This is a genomic window from Citrobacter sp. GW821-FHT02E08 (genome assembly GCF_059421685.1).
The window spans coordinates 145,094-161,015 of record NZ_JBWKVL010000008.1 but is presented as its reverse complement, the minus strand read 5'-3'; the positions used below and the strand labels follow the sequence as shown (position 1 = coordinate 161,015).

The window sequence follows — 15,922 nt, the reverse complement described above, 5'->3', positions numbered from 1 at the left end:
GCGGAATCCGACGCGCAAAATTGAGAAAAAAATTACTGACGGACCAGTCTTCCAATGGCAGGCACGAAATCGGTGTTGGTTCGCCAGGGGTTAATATCCAGACCGCCTCGTCGTGTGTAACGCGCGTAGACACTCAGTTTCTCCGGCTGGCAGAAGCGCAAAATGTCATTGAAAATTCGCTCTACACACTGTTCGTGGAACTCATTGTGATGGCGGAAAGAGACCAGGTAACGTAGCAATTTCTCACGATCTATTTTTCGGCCGCGATACTGAATTTGTATGGAACCCCAGTCTGGCTGGTGAGTGATCAGGCAGTTGGATTTCAACAAGTGGCTGACCAGCGTCTCTTCGACCACTTTCTCGCCGCTGGCGGCATTTTCCAGATAGTCGGTGCTGAACTGGTAGTTATCAATAGCGATATCTTGGTCGTCGATGCAGCTACCGTGGAAATGGGCGATGGGTAGCCCTTCCAGCTCATCAAGTCGGTACAGCGCAACGCTGACATCGCCCTGGGCGCAGGCGCACAGATCGTTTTCCAGCGTTCGACGGACATCTTCCCAGCTCTCAAAGCGTGTCTGGTTAAAGCTGTTCAGGTAGAGCTTAAAGCTTTTTGATTCAATCAGATTGAGACTGGTGTAATCCAGCTCGACATGACCCACGGCAACCTGCGGTAGCCCTTTTGCATTCAGCCATGACAGTTCATACAACGTCCAGATATCCGCACCGTGAAAAGGCAAATTATCTGCTTTTAAATCCAGCGGATCGCGATTCAGGCTGCGCGGGACGCCCTGCAACAAACTTGCGTCGTAAATATCCCGATAATCAGTTGATTTACCGAGAGTCAGGCCGTCAAGCGCCTGATGGTTTTCATAAGAAGACATGTTTCACCGTCATAAACCAGATACACTATGCGTCAAGTGTATCCTGCTTTTGTTAAGAGAGAAATCGGTGGACGAACAGACAGCACAGGCCCTGAAGGCCTTTACAACACGCTATTGTGACGCCTGGCATGAAAAAAACGCCAGTTGGCCGCTGAGCGAAGAACTCTACGGCGTTCCTTCACCCTGTGTTATTTCTTCAACCGGTGAGGCAGTGTACTGGCAGCCGCAACCTTTTGAAGGAGAGGCGAATGTAAACTCGGTTGAACGGGCTTTTGATATTGTGATACAACCCGCAATTCATGCTTTTTATACCACCCAGTTTGCCGGGGATATGCCCGCGCAGTTTGCCGATGAGACATTGACGCTGCTGCAAACCTGGAGTGTGGATGATTTCAGACGCGTTCAGGAAAACCTGATCGGTCATCTGGTCACACAGAAACGTCTCAAGTTATCGCCGACGCTTTTTATTGCCACCCTGGAAAATGAACTCGAGGTCATTTCGGTGTGCAATCTGTCTGGAGAAGTGTGCAAAGAGACGCTGGGCACGCGTAATCGTACTGTCCTGGCCGCCTCTCTTGCGGATTTCCTGACTCAGCTTAAACCTCTTCTGTAATCCCCATCGCCCATTTCTTTGTGAGAGATCTCTTACAAACCCTGTAAGAGATCGCCAGGATATAAGTAAAAGCCTAACCCATTGCTAACGCAGTAAATCAATGATAATCAATTGGTTATCTGTTGAATGCTCACTTTCAAATGAAAATATCCTTAAGGTATTGCCTGTAAGTGCCTTGTAAGACATGACGAAACAGGCGATTCTATGTCTGTCGACAAGGAGTCGCACACCGAAGTGAACATCAGGATGATGACACTTCAGCAGGACACACCAGGACGGTGTAGCAAGGAAAGGCTTCAGGATGAAGTGAAGAGGACAGCGCAGGATGCGTTAATGGACACCTCCAGGAGGGAGAACGAGAGCCGGTCAGGATGTTCGGTGGGTCAGGATGGCCAGGAAACTTCAGGATGAAGTTGATCGCACTGGGGTGGTGTGAAGCAGGATGCTGACGTTCAGGATGAACAGGTCGCAAGACCACAGGAAAAGTTGTCATGGATGAGCAGGGAGCACTAAAAGTAGCTGGATGGCTGCGAAACGAACCGGGAGCACTGTTTATACAGTGCTCCCTTTTTTTATTTGCCCGTCTATAAATGCTATTCTTCGCGCCAATTTTTCATCAATGAGGTTTTTATCGTGACGACTCATGAACGTGTGCGCCAGCAGTTACATGCGCTTGAAGCTCTGCTGCGTGAACATCAACACTGGCGAATGGACGAACCACAAGCTCACCTGTTTACCAGCTCACAGCCTTTTTGTATGGATACCATGGCGCCTGTCGAATGGTTGCAATGGGTGCTGATCCCTCGTATGCATGCGTTGATCGACAACGCGCAGCCGCTCCCGGACGCCTTTGCTATCGCCCCTTATTATGAAATGGCACTGGAGGCCGATCATCCTCAGCGCGAGATACTCCTGCAGGCGTTGCAGGAACTGGATGCGTTGTTCACAAGCGATAAAGCCTGATGCTGGAAATTCTGTACCAGGACGAGTGGCTGGTTGCCGTCAATAAACCCTCCGGTTGGTTAGTTCACCGAAGCTGGCTGGATCGCGATGAAAAAGTCGTGGTGATGCAAACGGTGCGTGACCAGATTGGTCAGCACGTATTTACCGCTCATCGACTCGACAGACCCACTTCCGGCGTACTGCTGATGGGATTATCCAGCGAAGCCGGGCGTCGGCTTTCGCAGCAATTTGAACAGCATCAAATCCAGAAACGCTACCATGCAATTGTCCGTGGCTGGTTAATGGATGACGCTGTACTGGACTACCCGCTGGTGGAAGAGCTGGATAAAATTGCCGATAAGTTTGCCCGTGATGATAAAGGGCCACAGCCTGCGGTGACGCATTATCGCGGCCTGGCGACCGTTGAAATGCCGGTGGCGACCGGACGCTACCCAACGACCCGTTATGGTTTAGTCGAGCTGGATCCCAAAACGGGTCGTAAGCACCAGCTCCGGCGCCATCTGGCGCATTTGCGTCATCCCATCATTGGTGACAGCAAACACGGTGATTTGCGCCAGAACCGCAGTGCCGCAGAACATTTTGGTTGCCAGAGATTGATGCTGCATGCGAGCCAGCTTGAGCTGACACATCCATTCACTGGCGAACCGCTGACGATTCGTGCCGGGCTGGACGCCGTCTGGATGCAGGCATTATCACAGTTTGGCTGGTGCGGACTTCTCCCTGAGAATGAAAGGGTTGAGTTTAGTGAGCTCTCCGGTCAGGATGAGAATCATCAGGTTTAATTCAGGGAGAAAATCGTCATGGCGGAAATTGGTATTTTTGTCGGCACAATGTATGGAAACGCGCTGCTGGTTGCGGAGGAGGCGGAAGCTATCCTTACCGCGCAGGGTCATAACGCGAAAGTGTTTGAAGATCCCGAATTGACCGACTGGCAGCCGTATCTGGATAAAGTCGTTCTGGTGGTGACCTCAACGACAGGTCAGGGCGATCTTCCCGACAGTATTGTGCCGTTGTTCCAGGGCATCAAAGAGAGTCTCGGTTTCCAGCCAAATCTGCGTTATGGCGTGATTGCATTGGGCGACAGTAGCTACACCAATTTCTGTAACGGCGGTAAGCAATTTGATGCGTTATTGCAGGAACAAAGCGCGCAACGGGTGGGGGAAATGTTGCTGATTGATGCCGGTGAGCATCCTGAACCTGAAAGCGAATCAAATCCCTGGGTTGAACACTGGGGCACGTTACTCTCCTGAACCCATGCCCCAATGAGGGGCATCTCTTCATTGTTATTTACCACTCAACAAAAGGCGATGCGCCAGGTGTTGCCTGTGACGTTCAGTTTGCGCGAGCGTTAGGCATCTGCACCAAAAGCGGCGGCGCCAGGTAAGATAACGGCGATCGATACGCACTGGATTTGGCAGGAAGGTAATCAACGCCTGACCAAAGAACCGTTTGAAATTAAAGGCGGTATGGGCCAGGTGATGAAAGCGCACGAGTTGTATCAGCGACACGGTCTGGGGGCGCGATGATGCTATGGGAATGCAGTACCTGATCCCTAACTGGACATTCGACAACAAGCGCCCGTGCATGGTACGCTAAGAGTTATGGTACCGCTCCCATGAGAGGCGGTTCTTCTCTCGGTGTATGCTTAACAGAGTCAACATGCATTAAGGATGCTTTATGAAAATAGTGATCGCGCCGGACTCATATAAGGAAAGTTTGAGTGCTCTTGAAGTGGCGACCGCCATCGAGCAGGGGTTTCGCGAAATCTGGCCTGATGCGGATTACGTGAAGATTCCGGTTGCTGACGGTGGAGAAGGAACGGTTGAGGCCATGGTGGAGGCGACGGCGGGTCGTATTGTTCGTGTTAACGTGACGGGACCTCTGGGTAAACCTGTTGACGCATTTTACGGATTGTCTGGCGATGAGCGCTCGGCCTTCATCGAAATGGCTGCTGCCAGCGGTCTGGAACTCGTCCCATCAGGACTGCGCGATCCGCTAAAAACGACCTCGTGGGGGACGGGTGAGCTTATTCGACACGCCTTAGATGCGGGCGTCGAACATATCATTATCGGTATTGGCGGCAGCGCCACGAATGATGGCGGCGCGGGCATGATGCAGGCGCTGGGCGCGAGATTACTGGATTCCCAACAAAACGAAATAGTGCCGGGCGGCGCAGCGCTGGAAACGCTCGCGCAGATCGAGATCGGCCAACTGGATACGCGCCTTGCCGCGTGCCGCATTGAAGTGGCGTGCGATGTGACCAATCCATTGACCGGAAACGAGGGCGCGTCGGCTGTTTTTGGTCCGCAGAAAGGGGCGACACCGGAAATGATCGTACGCCTGGATAAGGCACTGGCGCATTACGCGCAGTTGATTGCCCGCGATCTCAATGTTGATGTCTCCGGGCTGGCCGGCGGCGGCGCGGCGGGCGGAATGGGCGCGGCGCTGTACGCGTTTTGCGGTGCTGAATTGCGCAGAGGGATTGAGATAGTGACCGATGCCCTGCAGCTGGATGCCTGTGTCGTCGATGCAGATTTGGTGATTACCGGGGAAGGGCGGATCGACAGCCAGACGGTTCACGGCAAAGTCCCCGTCGGCGTTGCCAGCGTCGCGAAACGCTACAATAAGCCGGTGATCGGCATTGCCGGGAGTTTAACGGCGGATGTCGGTGTGGTGCATCAGCATGGCATTGATGCCGTGTTTAGTGTGATTTATAACATTTGCACACTCGATGATGCGCTGAAAAATGCCGCCGAGAATGTGCGGATGACCGCAAGAAACGTGGCTGCGACCATCAGGCTGGGGCAGCTTATACGCTGAGTGTCTGTTGAGACTCGCTTATCTGGCCTGGGCATGCGAGCCATCAGGCCAGATAAGACGCATTGCCATTCGGTCCTGGCGTTTTATCCCAGCATCTTTTTGGCTTCCCGCGCAACGTTATCCATTTCATCGAGCAGCTCCAGCAGTTCCGGCTCCAGCTCTTCTTCTTTGATCCCGCTACGCAGTTGTTGCTCAATGAACTGGCAAAGGCTTTTCATGCGCGGTACGCCGCTGTAACCGCAGCTACCATGCAATTTGTGGATTAAATCAACAAGGCCTTCCGGGTTTTCGCCGACCAGTTGCTCTTCAATCTTATTGCGAACCTCTGGCAAGAAGTCGAGCAACATTTGCAGCATATCCCGCGCCAGGGAGGATTTTCCGGCAGCCTGCCTGAGCGCCAGTTGCCAGTCGAGCGTGGCATTCGGGTTGAAGATAAATTCGGCCGGTTCGGGTACCTGTGGTCGGTTTATCACTCCCGTTCCTGGCTTGTAGCGCAGCAGCAGGTTGTAGAGCTTCTCTTCTTCAATCGGTTTAGCCAGATAGTCGTTCATTCCCGCACTCAGCAACTTCTCTTTTTGCCCCGCCATGGCATGTGCGGTGACGGCAATCACGGGGGTTTGCTGTTGGTGAGGGAGTTGATGAATCAGTTCGCAGGCGCGAATGCCATCCATATCAGGCATCTGAATATCCATCAGGATCAAATCAAACTGCAGCTGTTTGGCGCGATCCACCGCCTGATGGCCGCTGTCGCAAAGCTCGACGTGCTGCACGATATCTTCCAGCAGAGCGCCGATCAGCTTCAGGTTGGCAGGGTTATCATCCACCGCCATAACCGACATCGCAATTTTGCTTTCATTAACGGGCAGTAGCTCGGTGCTTTGATTCAGATGGCAATATTCGCTCAATACAGGCAGTAAACGGGTAGAGGTCAGCGGTTTCAATAGACAGGCGGCCGCGCCTCCCTGTTTGAGTTCTTCCGCGTTGATTTGCGCATGGCAAGGTAGCGCCAGGAGCAGGAATTCGGTCATTGATGCCGCTTTTGCCAGTCTTTCATGCTGCATGGTGAGTGGCTCGCGGAGCGTCACCGGCACGCTCAGCAGCAGAATATCGTAGTGATCGATCGGTAAGGCTGAAAACGTCGGGCTATAAATCACTTCAAGCGGCGTATCACTCAGCAGATCCAGGGTGCATTGTGCGGCGGTGGCATTAGGTTCGACATACGCCAGACGTTTACCCGCCAGACAGCGGGTCGAGGGACCATCGCTGATAACGTTAGGGTTGAGATCGAGATTGATGTGGAACCAGAAGGTGGAGCCGCGATTAGGCTGGCTGTGGAACGAGATATCCCCACCCATTTCGTTGACCAGTTTTTGCGTAATCACCAGCCCTAACCCGGTTCCCCCGTGGCGGCGCGAAATGCTGGCGTCAGCCTGGCGGAATGCCTGGAACAACCGCGACTGATCGCGTTCAGGAATACCGATACCGGTATCGCGGATCTGCACTTCAATCTGCACCTTGGTGTTACTGAGCGCGCGTTTCTCCACCAGAATATCGATATTACCGCTTTCGGTGAATTTAATGGCGTTCCCCACCAGATTGGTGATCACTTGCTGTAAACGCAGCGGATCGCCAATGACGTTGTCTGGCACGTCATTTTTAATATTGAGCGTCAGCTCCAGCCCTTTATCGTGCGAGGAATGGGCTAAGAGGGTCACGACTTCGTCGAGCGCATTACGCAGCGGGAAGGGAATACTCTCCAGTATCAGTTTGCCTGCTTCCAGCTTGGAGAAGTCGAGCACATCATTAATGATCGCCAGCAGATTATTCGCCGAACGTTCAATGGTATTCAGGTGATCGCGCTGGGTTGGGTTTAACTCGGTTTTTAACGTCAGACGGGTAAAGCCAATCACGCCATTGAGCGGGGTACGCAGTTCGTGGGACATGTTCGCCAGAAACTCAGACTTAATGCGTGCGGCCTCCTGGGCGCGTTTTTTCGCCAGGTCCAGTTCAACGTTCTGGATCTCCATCTGTTCCAGCGTTTCACGCAGGTCCGAGGTCGCCTGATCAATGTTGTGCTGCATCTCTTCATGATAAGCCGCAAGCGACATGGCCATCGAGTTGATGCCATTTTTCAGCATATCCAGCTCGCCGAGCATGAATCCTTCAACGCGACTGTCGAGCTGCCCACGGCGGATCCTGTCAACGGTATTCACCATATTACGAATAGGACCGGTGACGTCGCGCATCAGCCGCCAGCCGAAAATTAACGCGATGCCGATGCAAAACAGCATCATGACGCTGGAAATAAAGATTTCTTTGTACTGCTGTAGCCGCACCGAGCGAAGATCCAGTTCCAGCGCCACATATCCCAACATGTTTTTGGTGTTTTTGGCGTCGCTCACCGCAGACTCATCCGGCGAATAGCTCTCGGAAATAATGGGCGTGCGAAGGATCATGATATCCCCGTGGCGGGTCACACTTAGCCTGCGGGGGAAGGGTGCGCCAGTGGCGAGCTGCATGTCTGTCGGATCGAGGTGAAAATTCGAGGTGACGAACAGCCGATTGTTTTCATCAAAGACCGAAATCGCCCGCACAATATCGGAATGACGGCGATGCAGGACACTGATCAACTGACCGATGGATTCGCGGTTCTGCAGATTCATGCCATATTCGCTGGAGACAGCAAGGGGTTCGATAATGCTGGCACCGGCATCTTCCAGTTGACGCTGCAAGTCGTGATAGCGATGCACGACGAAAAAGATACTGAGCAGTAAACCAATAAGGACAGTCGGTGCCAGGATCAGAATCATCATGCGTGCGCGCAGGCTGTAGTTGGTCATGGAGTTCCGTTATGGGACAATTAGGGTCACACTGTTAAATTGAGAAAAATCTCGTCAATGGCGCAATTCTACTCTGCAAAACGACGCGTGACGACGCGTCAGATCATAACCGTTACAGTCAATGACCTGGATCCCTTTGGCCAGGGCGTTGCTCGCCACAACGGAAAGGCCTTGTTTATCCCGGGATTGTTGCCGCAAGAAAGCGCTGAAGTCGTGATTACCGAAGATAAAAAACAGTACGCCCGCGCCCAGGTTAAACGTCGTCTGAAAGAGAGTCCGGAGCGTGAAACGCCACGCTGTCCGCATTTTGGCGTCTGCGGTGGATGTCAGCAACAACATGCCAGCATTGCTCTGCAACAGCAAAGCAAAAGTGCGGCGCTCGCGCGTTTAATGAAAAATGAGGTTTCTGAAGTCATTGCCGGTTCTGCGTGGAATTACCGTCGTCGCGCGCGACTGAGCCTGAACTATCAGCCCAAAACGCAGCATCTTCAGATGGGATTTCGCAAAGCCAACTCCAGTGACATTGTTGAAGTGATGCAGTGCCCCGTTTTGGTGCCCCAGCTTGAGGCCTTGCTGCCCGGTCTCAGGGCGTGTCTTGCCGACCTGCAGGCCATTCGCCATCTTGGCCATGTTGAGTTGGTGCAGGCAGAGAATGGCACGCTGATGATCCTGCGTTATACCGGACCCTTAAGTGCGGCAGACAAAGAAAAACTGGAACGCTTTTCGCATTCTGAGGGACTGTTTCTGTTTCTGGCGCCTCAAAGCGACATACTTGAGCCGATTTCCGGGGAGGCGCCCTGGTACGATTCAAACGGGCTACGCTTAACCTTCAGTCCGCGTGACTTTATCCAGGTTAACGCCGGGGTAAACCAACTTATGGTCGCGCGAGCGATGGAGTGGCTGGATATCCAACCCGACGATCGCGTATTAGATCTTTTCTGCGGTATGGGCAATTTTACCCTGCCATTGGCAACGCGCGCGCGTCACGTGGTGGGCGTAGAAGGCGTCCCCGCCCTGGTAGAAAAAGGGCGTGAAAATGCGTTGCGCAACGGATTACACAATGTGACATTCTTTCACGAGAATCTCGAAGACGATGTGACTCAGCAGCCGTGGGCGGCTGAAGGCTTCGACAAAATCTTGCTCGATCCTGCTCGCGCTGGGGCTGCAGGCGTGATGCAACATATTATAAAATTGAACCCTGGCCGCATTGTTTATGTATCCTGTAACCCTGCCACGCTGGCTCGTGACAGCGAAGCGTTGTTGAGCGCAGGTTACCAAATTAAGCGGCTGGCGATGCTCGACATGTTCCCGCACACTGGGCACCTGGAGTCGATGGTGTTGTTTGAGCAGTTGTAATGAATTACGGTTTGCTGACGTTGGCAGGCCTGGTCCCTTAAGGAGAGGACAATGGTTGCGGTAAGAAGTGCACATCTTAATAAAGCGGGTGAATTTGATCCGAAAAAATGGATCACGAGTCTGGGAATCACCAACCAGCCGTCGTGTGAGCGCTTAGCCGAAACCTGGGCGTATTGCCTGCAACAGACACAGGGACACCCGAATGCCGAGTTGTTGCTGTGGCGCGGCGTGGAGATGGTGGAAATCCTCTCTATGCTGAGTATGGATATCGACACGTTGCGGGCTGCGCTGTTGTTCCCTCTGGCGGATGGTAATGTTGTCAGTGAGGATGTTCTGCGCGAGAGCGTAGGTAAGTCCATCGTCAATCTTATTCATGGTGTTCGCGACATGGCGGCAATCCGCCAGCTTAAAGCGACGCACACCGACTCCGTCTCGTCTGAACAGGTTGATAATGTTCGCCGGATGCTGCTGGCGATGGTGGACGATTTCCGCTGCGTGGTGATCAAGCTGGCGGAACGTATTGCGCATCTGCGTGAAGTGAAAGACGCGCCGGAAGACGAACGCGTGCTGGCGGCAAAAGAGTGCACCAACATCTACGCACCGCTGGCAAACCGCTTAGGGATCGGGCAACTGAAATGGGAACTGGAAGATTACTGCTTCCGTTACCTGCACCCGGCAGAATACAAACGCATTGCCAAACTGCTGCATGAACGGCGTATTGACCGTGAGCATTACATCGACGAGTTTGTCGGTCACCTGCGCGCGGAGATGAAGACCGAAGGCGTGAAAGCGGAAGTGTACGGTCGCCCGAAACACATTTACAGCATCTGGCGCAAAATGCAGAAAAAGCAGCTGGCGTTTGATGAGCTGTTCGATGTGCGCGCTGTACGCATCGTGGCGGAGCGTTTACAGGATTGCTACGCCGCGCTGGGGATTGTGCATACGCACTATCGCCATCTCCCCGATGAGTTTGACGACTACGTCGCCAATCCGAAACCCAATGGTTATCAGTCTATCCATACCGTTGTGCTTGGGCCGGGTGGAAAAACCATAGAAATTCAAATTCGTACCCGACAGATGCATGAAGACGCCGAATTGGGCGTCGCCGCGCACTGGAAGTACAAAGAGGGCCCCGCCTCGGGGGCGGCTGCACGTTCCGGTCACGAAGACCGGATCGCCTGGCTGCGTAAGCTGATTGCCTGGCAGGAAGAGATGGCGGATTCCGGCGAAATGCTGGACGAAGTCCGTAGCCAGGTCTTTGATGACCGTGTGTATGTCTTTACCCCAAAAGGCGACGTGGTGGACTTGCCCGCAGGCTCTACGCCGCTCGACTTTGCTTACCATATCCACAGTGATGTGGGGCACCGCTGCATCGGGGCGAAAATCGGCGGACGCATCGTGCCGTTTACCTATCAGCTGCAAATGGGCGATCAGATAGAAATCATCACCCAGAAGCAGCCAAACCCCAGTCGCGACTGGCTCAATCCGAACCTGGGCTATGTCACCACCAGCCGCGGCCGGTCAAAAATTCATGCCTGGTTCCGCAAACAGGACCGGGACAAAAACATCCTTGCGGGTCGCCAGATCCTTGACGACGAACTGGAACATTTGGGCATCAGCCTGAAGGAAGCGGAAAAACATCTGCTGCCACGATACAGCTTTAACGAGCTGGATGAACTGCTGGCGGCAATAGGCGGAGGGGATATCCGTCTGAATCAGATGGTGAACTTCCTGCAGTCACAGTTCAATAAACCCAGCGCCGCTGAACAGGATGCTGCCGCGCTGAAACAGCTACAGCAGAAATCGCAAGCGCCGCAGAACCGTCGCAAAGATGATGGCCGTGTAGTGGTCGAAGGTGTCGGGAACCTGATGCACCACATTGCCCGCTGCTGCCAGCCGATTCCGGGCGATGAGATTGTCGGTTTCATCACTCAGGGGCGTGGTATTTCCGTGCACCGTGCGGACTGCGAGCAACTGACAGAACTGCGTTCCCACGCGCCGGAGCGGATTGTGGATGCAGTCTGGGGCGAAAGTTATTCCGCCGGTTATTCGCTGGTTGTGCGTGTTCAGGCCAACGATCGCAGCGGACTGCTGCGCGACATCACCACCATTCTGGCGAACGAAAAAGTGAACGTACTGGGCGTTGCCAGCCGCAGTGATACCAGGCAACAGCTTGCCACAATTGATATGACTATCGAAATTTACAACCTGCAGGTGCTGGGCCGCGTGCTCGGTAAGCTGAACCAGGTGCCGGATGTGATCGACGCACGTCGTTTGCACGGAAGTTAATTTTAATCTTTAGGCCGGATAAGGCATTAGCCGCTATCCGGCATTTTTTTGCCTGATGGCGACGCAAGACGTCTTATCAGGCCAACATTGGTTACAACTCTCAGGATCTCACATGAATCAAATCGACCGCCTGCTCGGCATCATGAAGCGTCTGCGTGACCCGGAAAATGGCTGTCCGTGGGATAAAGAGCAAACTTTTGCCACCATTGCGCCGCATACGCTGGAAGAGACTTACGAAGTGCTGGATGCCATTGCCCGCGAAGATTTTGACGATCTGCGTGGTGAATTGGGCGATCTGTTATTTCAGGTTGTGTTCTACGCCCAGATGGCGCAGGAAGAGGGGCGATTCGATTTTAACGATATTTGCGCCGCCATTAGCGACAAACTTGAACGTCGCCATCCGCATGTGTTTGCCGATGCGTGCGCCAATACCAGTACCGAAGTGCTTACCCGCTGGGAGCAGATCAAAACGGAAGAACGTGCCGACAAAGCACAGCTTTCGGCACTGGATGACATTCCCCGCAGTTTACCGGCATTAATGCGCGCGCAAAAAATCCAGAAACGCTGTTCAAATGTTGGCTTTGACTGGACAACGCTCGGACCGGTCGTCGACAAGGTTTACGAAGAGATTGACGAGGTCATGTTTGAGGCGCGGCAGGTCGTCGTAGACCAGGCTAAACTGGAGGAGGAAATGGGCGATTTGCTGTTTGCGACAGTGAATATGGCCCGCCATTTAGGCACCAAAGCGGAGACTGCGTTACAAAAAGCGAACGAAAAGTTCGAACGTCGCTTTCGTGAGGTTGAACGTATTGTCGCAGCCCGCGGTCTGGAAATGACTGGGGTAGATTTGGAAACCATGGAAGAGGTCTGGCAGCAGGTAAAACGCCAGGAAATTGATCTCTAAGGAATTTAAGCGGTCAAGGGCGTTTTGTGTGATTTTTTAAATAACAAGCTCTTGATTTGCGTCAAAAACATTTAGCCCAAAGGGGCTATTTTCTCACTCCCAATATTAATGTGAGCCTGATGAAGAGGAGGAATAATGAAAGTTTGTGGCGTACGTCATGTTCGGGTATACTGCTTTCCCGTCTTGGTTATTCCATCGTCTTTTAAACCTAACTTCTCAGGTTCAGCATGACAACGAACTATATTTTTGTGACCGGCGGGGTTGTATCCTCTCTGGGAAAAGGCATTGCCGCAGCCTCCCTCGCAGCCATTCTTGAAGCCCGTGGTCTCAATGTGACCATGATGAAACTGGATCCGTATATCAACGTCGATCCGGGCACTATGAGCCCAATCCAACACGGGGAAGTGTTCGTTACTGAAGACGGCGCCGAAACCGATCTGGACCTGGGTCACTATGAGCGTTTCATCCGCACCAAAATGAGCCGCCGCAACAACTTCACCACAGGTCGTATCTACTCCGACGTTTTGCGTAAAGAACGCCGTGGCGATTATCTTGGCGCAACCGTACAGGTTATCCCGCACATCACCAATGCGATTAAAGAGCGCGTTCTGGCGGGTGGCGAAGGTCACGACGTGGTGCTGGTTGAAATCGGCGGTACCGTCGGTGATATCGAGTCCTTACCGTTCCTTGAAGCGATTCGCCAGCTGGCAGTGGATATCGGTCGTGAACACGCTCTGTTCATGCACCTGACCCTGGTGCCTTATCTGGCCGCGGCCGGTGAAGTCAAAACCAAACCGACTCAGCACTCTGTAAAAGAGCTGTTGTCCATCGGTATTCAGCCTGACATCCTGGTTTGCCGTTCTGACCGTGCGATTCCGGCCAACGAACGTGCAAAAATTGCATTGTTCTGTAACGTGCCAGAAAAAGCCGTTATTTCAATGAAAGATGTCGATTCCATTTATAAAATTCCAGGCCTGTTGAAATCTCAGGGTCTTGACGATTATATTTGTAAACGATTCAGCTTGAACTGTCCGGAAGCTAATCTGTCAGAATGGGAACAGGTTATCTACGAAGAAGCTAATCCGGCAGGCGAAGTGACGATTGGTATGGTCGGCAAGTACATTGAACTGCCGGACGCCTACAAATCAGTGATTGAAGCGCTGAAACACGGTGGCCTGAAAAACCGCGTGACCGTTAACATCAAGCTGATTGATTCGCAGGATGTGGAAACGCGCGGCGTCGAAATTCTGAAAGATTTGGATGCTATTCTTATCCCGGGCGGCTTCGGCTACCGTGGTGTAGAAGGCAAGATCGCTACCGCACGCTTTGCGCGTGAGAACAATATTCCTTATCTGGGCATTTGCCTGGGTATGCAGGTTGCGTTGATTGAGTTTGCGCGTAACGTCGTCGGTATGGACAACGCCAACTCGACGGAATTTGTGCCAGACTGTAAGTACCCGGTGGTGGCCCTGATTACCGAATGGCGTGACGAAGACGGCAACGTTGAAGTCCGTACCGAAAAGAGCGATCTGGGCGGCACGATGCGCCTTGGCGCGCAGCAGTGTCAGTTGGACGACGAGAGTCTGGTGCGTAAGCTGTACGGTACGCCGACGATTGTTGAACGCCATCGCCACCGCTACGAAGTCAACAATATGCTGTTGAAACAAATTGAAGCTGCGGGTCTGCGCGTTGCAGGCCGTTCCGGTGATGATCAGTTGGTCGAGATCATTGAGGTACCGAATCATCCGTGGTTCGTGGCCTGTCAGTTCCATCCGGAATTTACTTCCACGCCACGTGATGGCCATCCGCTGTTTGCGGGCTTTGTGAAAGCCGCCAGCGAGCATCAGAAGCGTCAGGCGAAGTAAGAAGTAAAAAGTTAGAACGGCAACGCGTACCTTAGGTACGCGTTGTTTGTCTGGAGTTTTAGTTTAACTTGTACTGAGGAAAATCTAATGTCCAAAATCGTTAAAGTCATCGGTCGTGAAATCATCGACTCCCGTGGTAACCCGACTGTTGAAGCCGAAGTACACCTGGAGGGTGGTTTCGTAGGTATGGCAGCTGCTCCGTCAGGTGCTTCTACTGGTTCCCGCGAAGCGCTGGAACTGCGCGATGGCGACAAATCCCGTTTCCTGGGTAAAGGCGTAACCAAAGCTGTTGGCGCGGTTAACGGCCCGATCGCTCAGGCACTCCTTGGCAAAGACGCCAAAGATCAGGCCGGCATCGACAAGATCATGATCGACCTGGACGGTACTGAAAACAAATCCAACTTCGGTGCGAACGCAATCCTGGCTGTGTCTCTGGCTAACGCCAAAGCTGCTGCTGCCGCTAAAGGCATGCCGCTGTACGAGCACATCGCTGAGCTGAACGGTACTCCGGGCAAATACTCTATGCCGGTTCCGATGATGAACATCATCAACGGTGGTGAGCACGCTGACAACAACGTTGATATCCAAGAGTTCATGATTCAGCCTGTTGGCGCGAAAACGCTGAAAGAAGCCATCCGTATGGGTTCTGAAGTGTTCCACACCCTGGCTAAAGTTCTGAAATCTAAAGGCATGGGTACTGCTGTTGGTGACGAAGGTGGCTACGCGCCGAACCTGGGTTCCAACGCAGAAGCGCTGGCTGTTATTGCTGAAGCGGTTAAAGCTGCAGGTTACGAGCTGGGCACCGACATCACTCTGGCGATGGACTGTGCAGCGTCTGAATTCTACAAAGACGGTAAATACGTTCTGGCTGGCGAAGGCAACAAATCTTTCACCTCTGAAGAATTTACCCACTTCCTGGAAGACCTGACTAAACAGTACCCGATCGTTTCCATCGAAGACGGTCTGGACGAGTCTGACTGGGATGGTTTCGCATACCAGACTAAAGTTATGGGCGACAAACTTCAGTTAGTTGGTGACGACCTGTTCGTAACTAACACCAAAATCCTGAAACGTGGTATCGACAACGGTATCGCTAACTCCATTCTGATCAAATTCAACCAGATCGGTTCTCTGACCGAAACTCTGGCTGCGATCAAAATGGCGAAAGACGCTGGCTACACTGCAGTTATCTCTCACCGTTCTGGCGAAACTGAAGATGCGACCATCGCTGACCTGGCTGTTGGTACCGCTGCAGGCCAGATCAAAACCGGTTCTATGAGCCGTTCTGACCGTGTTGCTAAGTACAACCAGCTGATTCGTATCGAAGAAGCGCTGGGTGAAAAAGCACCGTACAACGGTCGTAAAGAGATCAAAGGTCAGTAATCTGAACC

Annotated in this window: 12 protein-coding genes and 1 pseudogene; 11 read left to right on the top strand and 2 right to left on the bottom strand. The window is 52.8% G+C overall.

Translation table 11 applies throughout. From position 1 onward, the window contains the following. Positions 1–32 precede the first annotated feature (32 nt). Entirely contained in the window at positions 33–881 is an 849-nt protein-coding gene (queF, locus tag AC07UY_RS12710) for an NADPH-dependent 7-cyano-7-deazaguanine reductase QueF (protein ID WP_494701238.1), read from the bottom strand. Positions 882–948: 67 nt separating this feature from the next. Here queF and syd point away from each other — a divergent pair, with 67 nt between their 5' ends. The 6 genes and pseudogenes from syd (at position 949) to AC07UY_RS12680 (ending at position 5,277) form a co-directional block, all read left to right on the top strand. After that, positions 949–1,494, top strand: coding sequence for a SecY-interacting protein (gene syd / locus AC07UY_RS12705; protein ID WP_494701239.1), 546 nt, complete (start codon positions 949–951; stop codon positions 1,492–1,494). Positions 1,495–2,127: 633 nt separating this feature from the next. Continuing rightward, the gene (locus AC07UY_RS12700) at positions 2,128–2,457 is read left to right on the top strand and encodes a YqcC family protein (protein WP_494701240.1); all 330 of its coding nucleotides are present in this window, start codon (positions 2,128–2,130) and stop codon (positions 2,455–2,457) included. Further along, complete coding sequence (truC, locus tag AC07UY_RS12695) at positions 2,457–3,239, top strand: tRNA pseudouridine(65) synthase TruC (RefSeq protein WP_494661542.1); 783 nt, start codon at positions 2,457–2,459, stop codon at positions 3,237–3,239. Before AC07UY_RS12700 ends, truC begins: the two co-directional genes overlap by 1 nt. 18 nt (positions 3,240–3,257) lie before the next feature. Beyond that, positions 3,258–3,707, top strand: coding sequence for a flavodoxin (locus AC07UY_RS12690; protein ID WP_203360172.1), 450 nt, complete (start codon positions 3,258–3,260; stop codon positions 3,705–3,707). A gap of 117 nt (positions 3,708–3,824) precedes the next feature. After that, positions 3,825–4,053: pseudogene (gene gudD / locus AC07UY_RS12685) on the top strand (glucarate dehydratase); the annotation flags it as partial. A gap of 81 nt (positions 4,054–4,134) precedes the next feature. After that, the gene (locus AC07UY_RS12680) at positions 4,135–5,277 is read left to right on the top strand and encodes a glycerate kinase (RefSeq protein WP_494661541.1); all 1,143 of its coding nucleotides are present in this window, start codon (positions 4,135–4,137) and stop codon (positions 5,275–5,277) included. Positions 5,278–5,360: 83 nt separating this feature from the next. On the opposite strand, the gene barA is transcribed toward AC07UY_RS12680, so the two are convergent. Beyond that, positions 5,361–8,117, bottom strand: coding sequence for a two-component sensor histidine kinase BarA (gene barA / locus AC07UY_RS12675; RefSeq protein ID WP_494661540.1), 2,757 nt, complete (start codon positions 8,115–8,117; stop codon positions 5,361–5,363). A gap of 57 nt (positions 8,118–8,174) precedes the next feature. Here barA and rlmD point away from each other — a divergent pair, with 57 nt between their 5' ends. From rlmD to eno, 5 genes are all read left to right on the top strand, one after another. Beyond that, positions 8,175–9,473 (top strand): 23S rRNA (uracil(1939)-C(5))-methyltransferase RlmD, encoded by a 1,299-nt coding sequence (rlmD, locus tag AC07UY_RS12670; RefSeq protein ID WP_494701241.1) that lies wholly within the window; start codon positions 8,175–8,177, stop codon positions 9,471–9,473. A 51-nt stretch (positions 9,474–9,524) separates the two neighbouring features. Then, positions 9,525–11,762: a GTP diphosphokinase gene (gene relA / locus AC07UY_RS12665; RefSeq protein ID WP_203360176.1), complete on the top strand. Its 2,238-nt coding sequence runs from the start codon at positions 9,525–9,527 to the stop codon at positions 11,760–11,762. Positions 11,763–11,874: 112 nt separating this feature from the next. Beyond that, a complete protein-coding gene (mazG, locus tag AC07UY_RS12660) occupies positions 11,875–12,666 on the top strand; it encodes a nucleoside triphosphate pyrophosphohydrolase (RefSeq protein WP_203360177.1) in 792 nt (263 codons plus the stop codon). 227 nt (positions 12,667–12,893) lie between these two features. Then, positions 12,894–14,531 carry a glutamine hydrolyzing CTP synthase gene (gene pyrG, locus AC07UY_RS12655; RefSeq protein WP_135324499.1) on the top strand — a complete coding sequence of 546 codons (1,638 nt, stop codon included), beginning with the start codon at positions 12,894–12,896 and terminating at the stop codon, positions 14,529–14,531. Positions 14,532–14,618: 87 nt separating this feature from the next. Further along, entirely contained in the window at positions 14,619–15,914 is a 1,296-nt protein-coding gene (eno, locus tag AC07UY_RS12650; RefSeq protein WP_203360178.1) for a phosphopyruvate hydratase, read from the top strand. Positions 15,915–15,922: the final 8 nt, after the last annotated feature.

Coding starts and splice junctions, on each gene's coding strand:
- queF (WP_494701238.1), bottom strand. CDS start 881: ATGTCTTCTTATGAAAACCATCAGGCGCTTGACGGCCTGACTCTCGGT.
- truC (WP_494661542.1), top strand. CDS start 2,457: ATGCTGGAAATTCTGTACCAGGACGAGTGGCTGGTTGCCGTCAATAAA.
- AC07UY_RS12690 (WP_203360172.1), top strand. CDS start 3,258: ATGGCGGAAATTGGTATTTTTGTCGGCACAATGTATGGAAACGCGCTG.
- AC07UY_RS12680 (WP_494661541.1), top strand. CDS start 4,135: ATGAAAATAGTGATCGCGCCGGACTCATATAAGGAAAGTTTGAGTGCT.
- barA (WP_494661540.1), bottom strand. CDS start 8,117: ATGACCAACTACAGCCTGCGCGCACGCATGATGATTCTGATCCTGGCA.
- rlmD (WP_494701241.1), top strand. CDS start 8,175: ATGGCGCAATTCTACTCTGCAAAACGACGCGTGACGACGCGTCAGATC.
- relA (WP_203360176.1), top strand. CDS start 9,525: ATGGTTGCGGTAAGAAGTGCACATCTTAATAAAGCGGGTGAATTTGAT.
- mazG (WP_203360177.1), top strand. CDS start 11,875: ATGAATCAAATCGACCGCCTGCTCGGCATCATGAAGCGTCTGCGTGAC.
- pyrG (WP_135324499.1), top strand. CDS start 12,894: ATGACAACGAACTATATTTTTGTGACCGGCGGGGTTGTATCCTCTCTG.
- eno (WP_203360178.1), top strand. CDS start 14,619: ATGTCCAAAATCGTTAAAGTCATCGGTCGTGAAATCATCGACTCCCGT.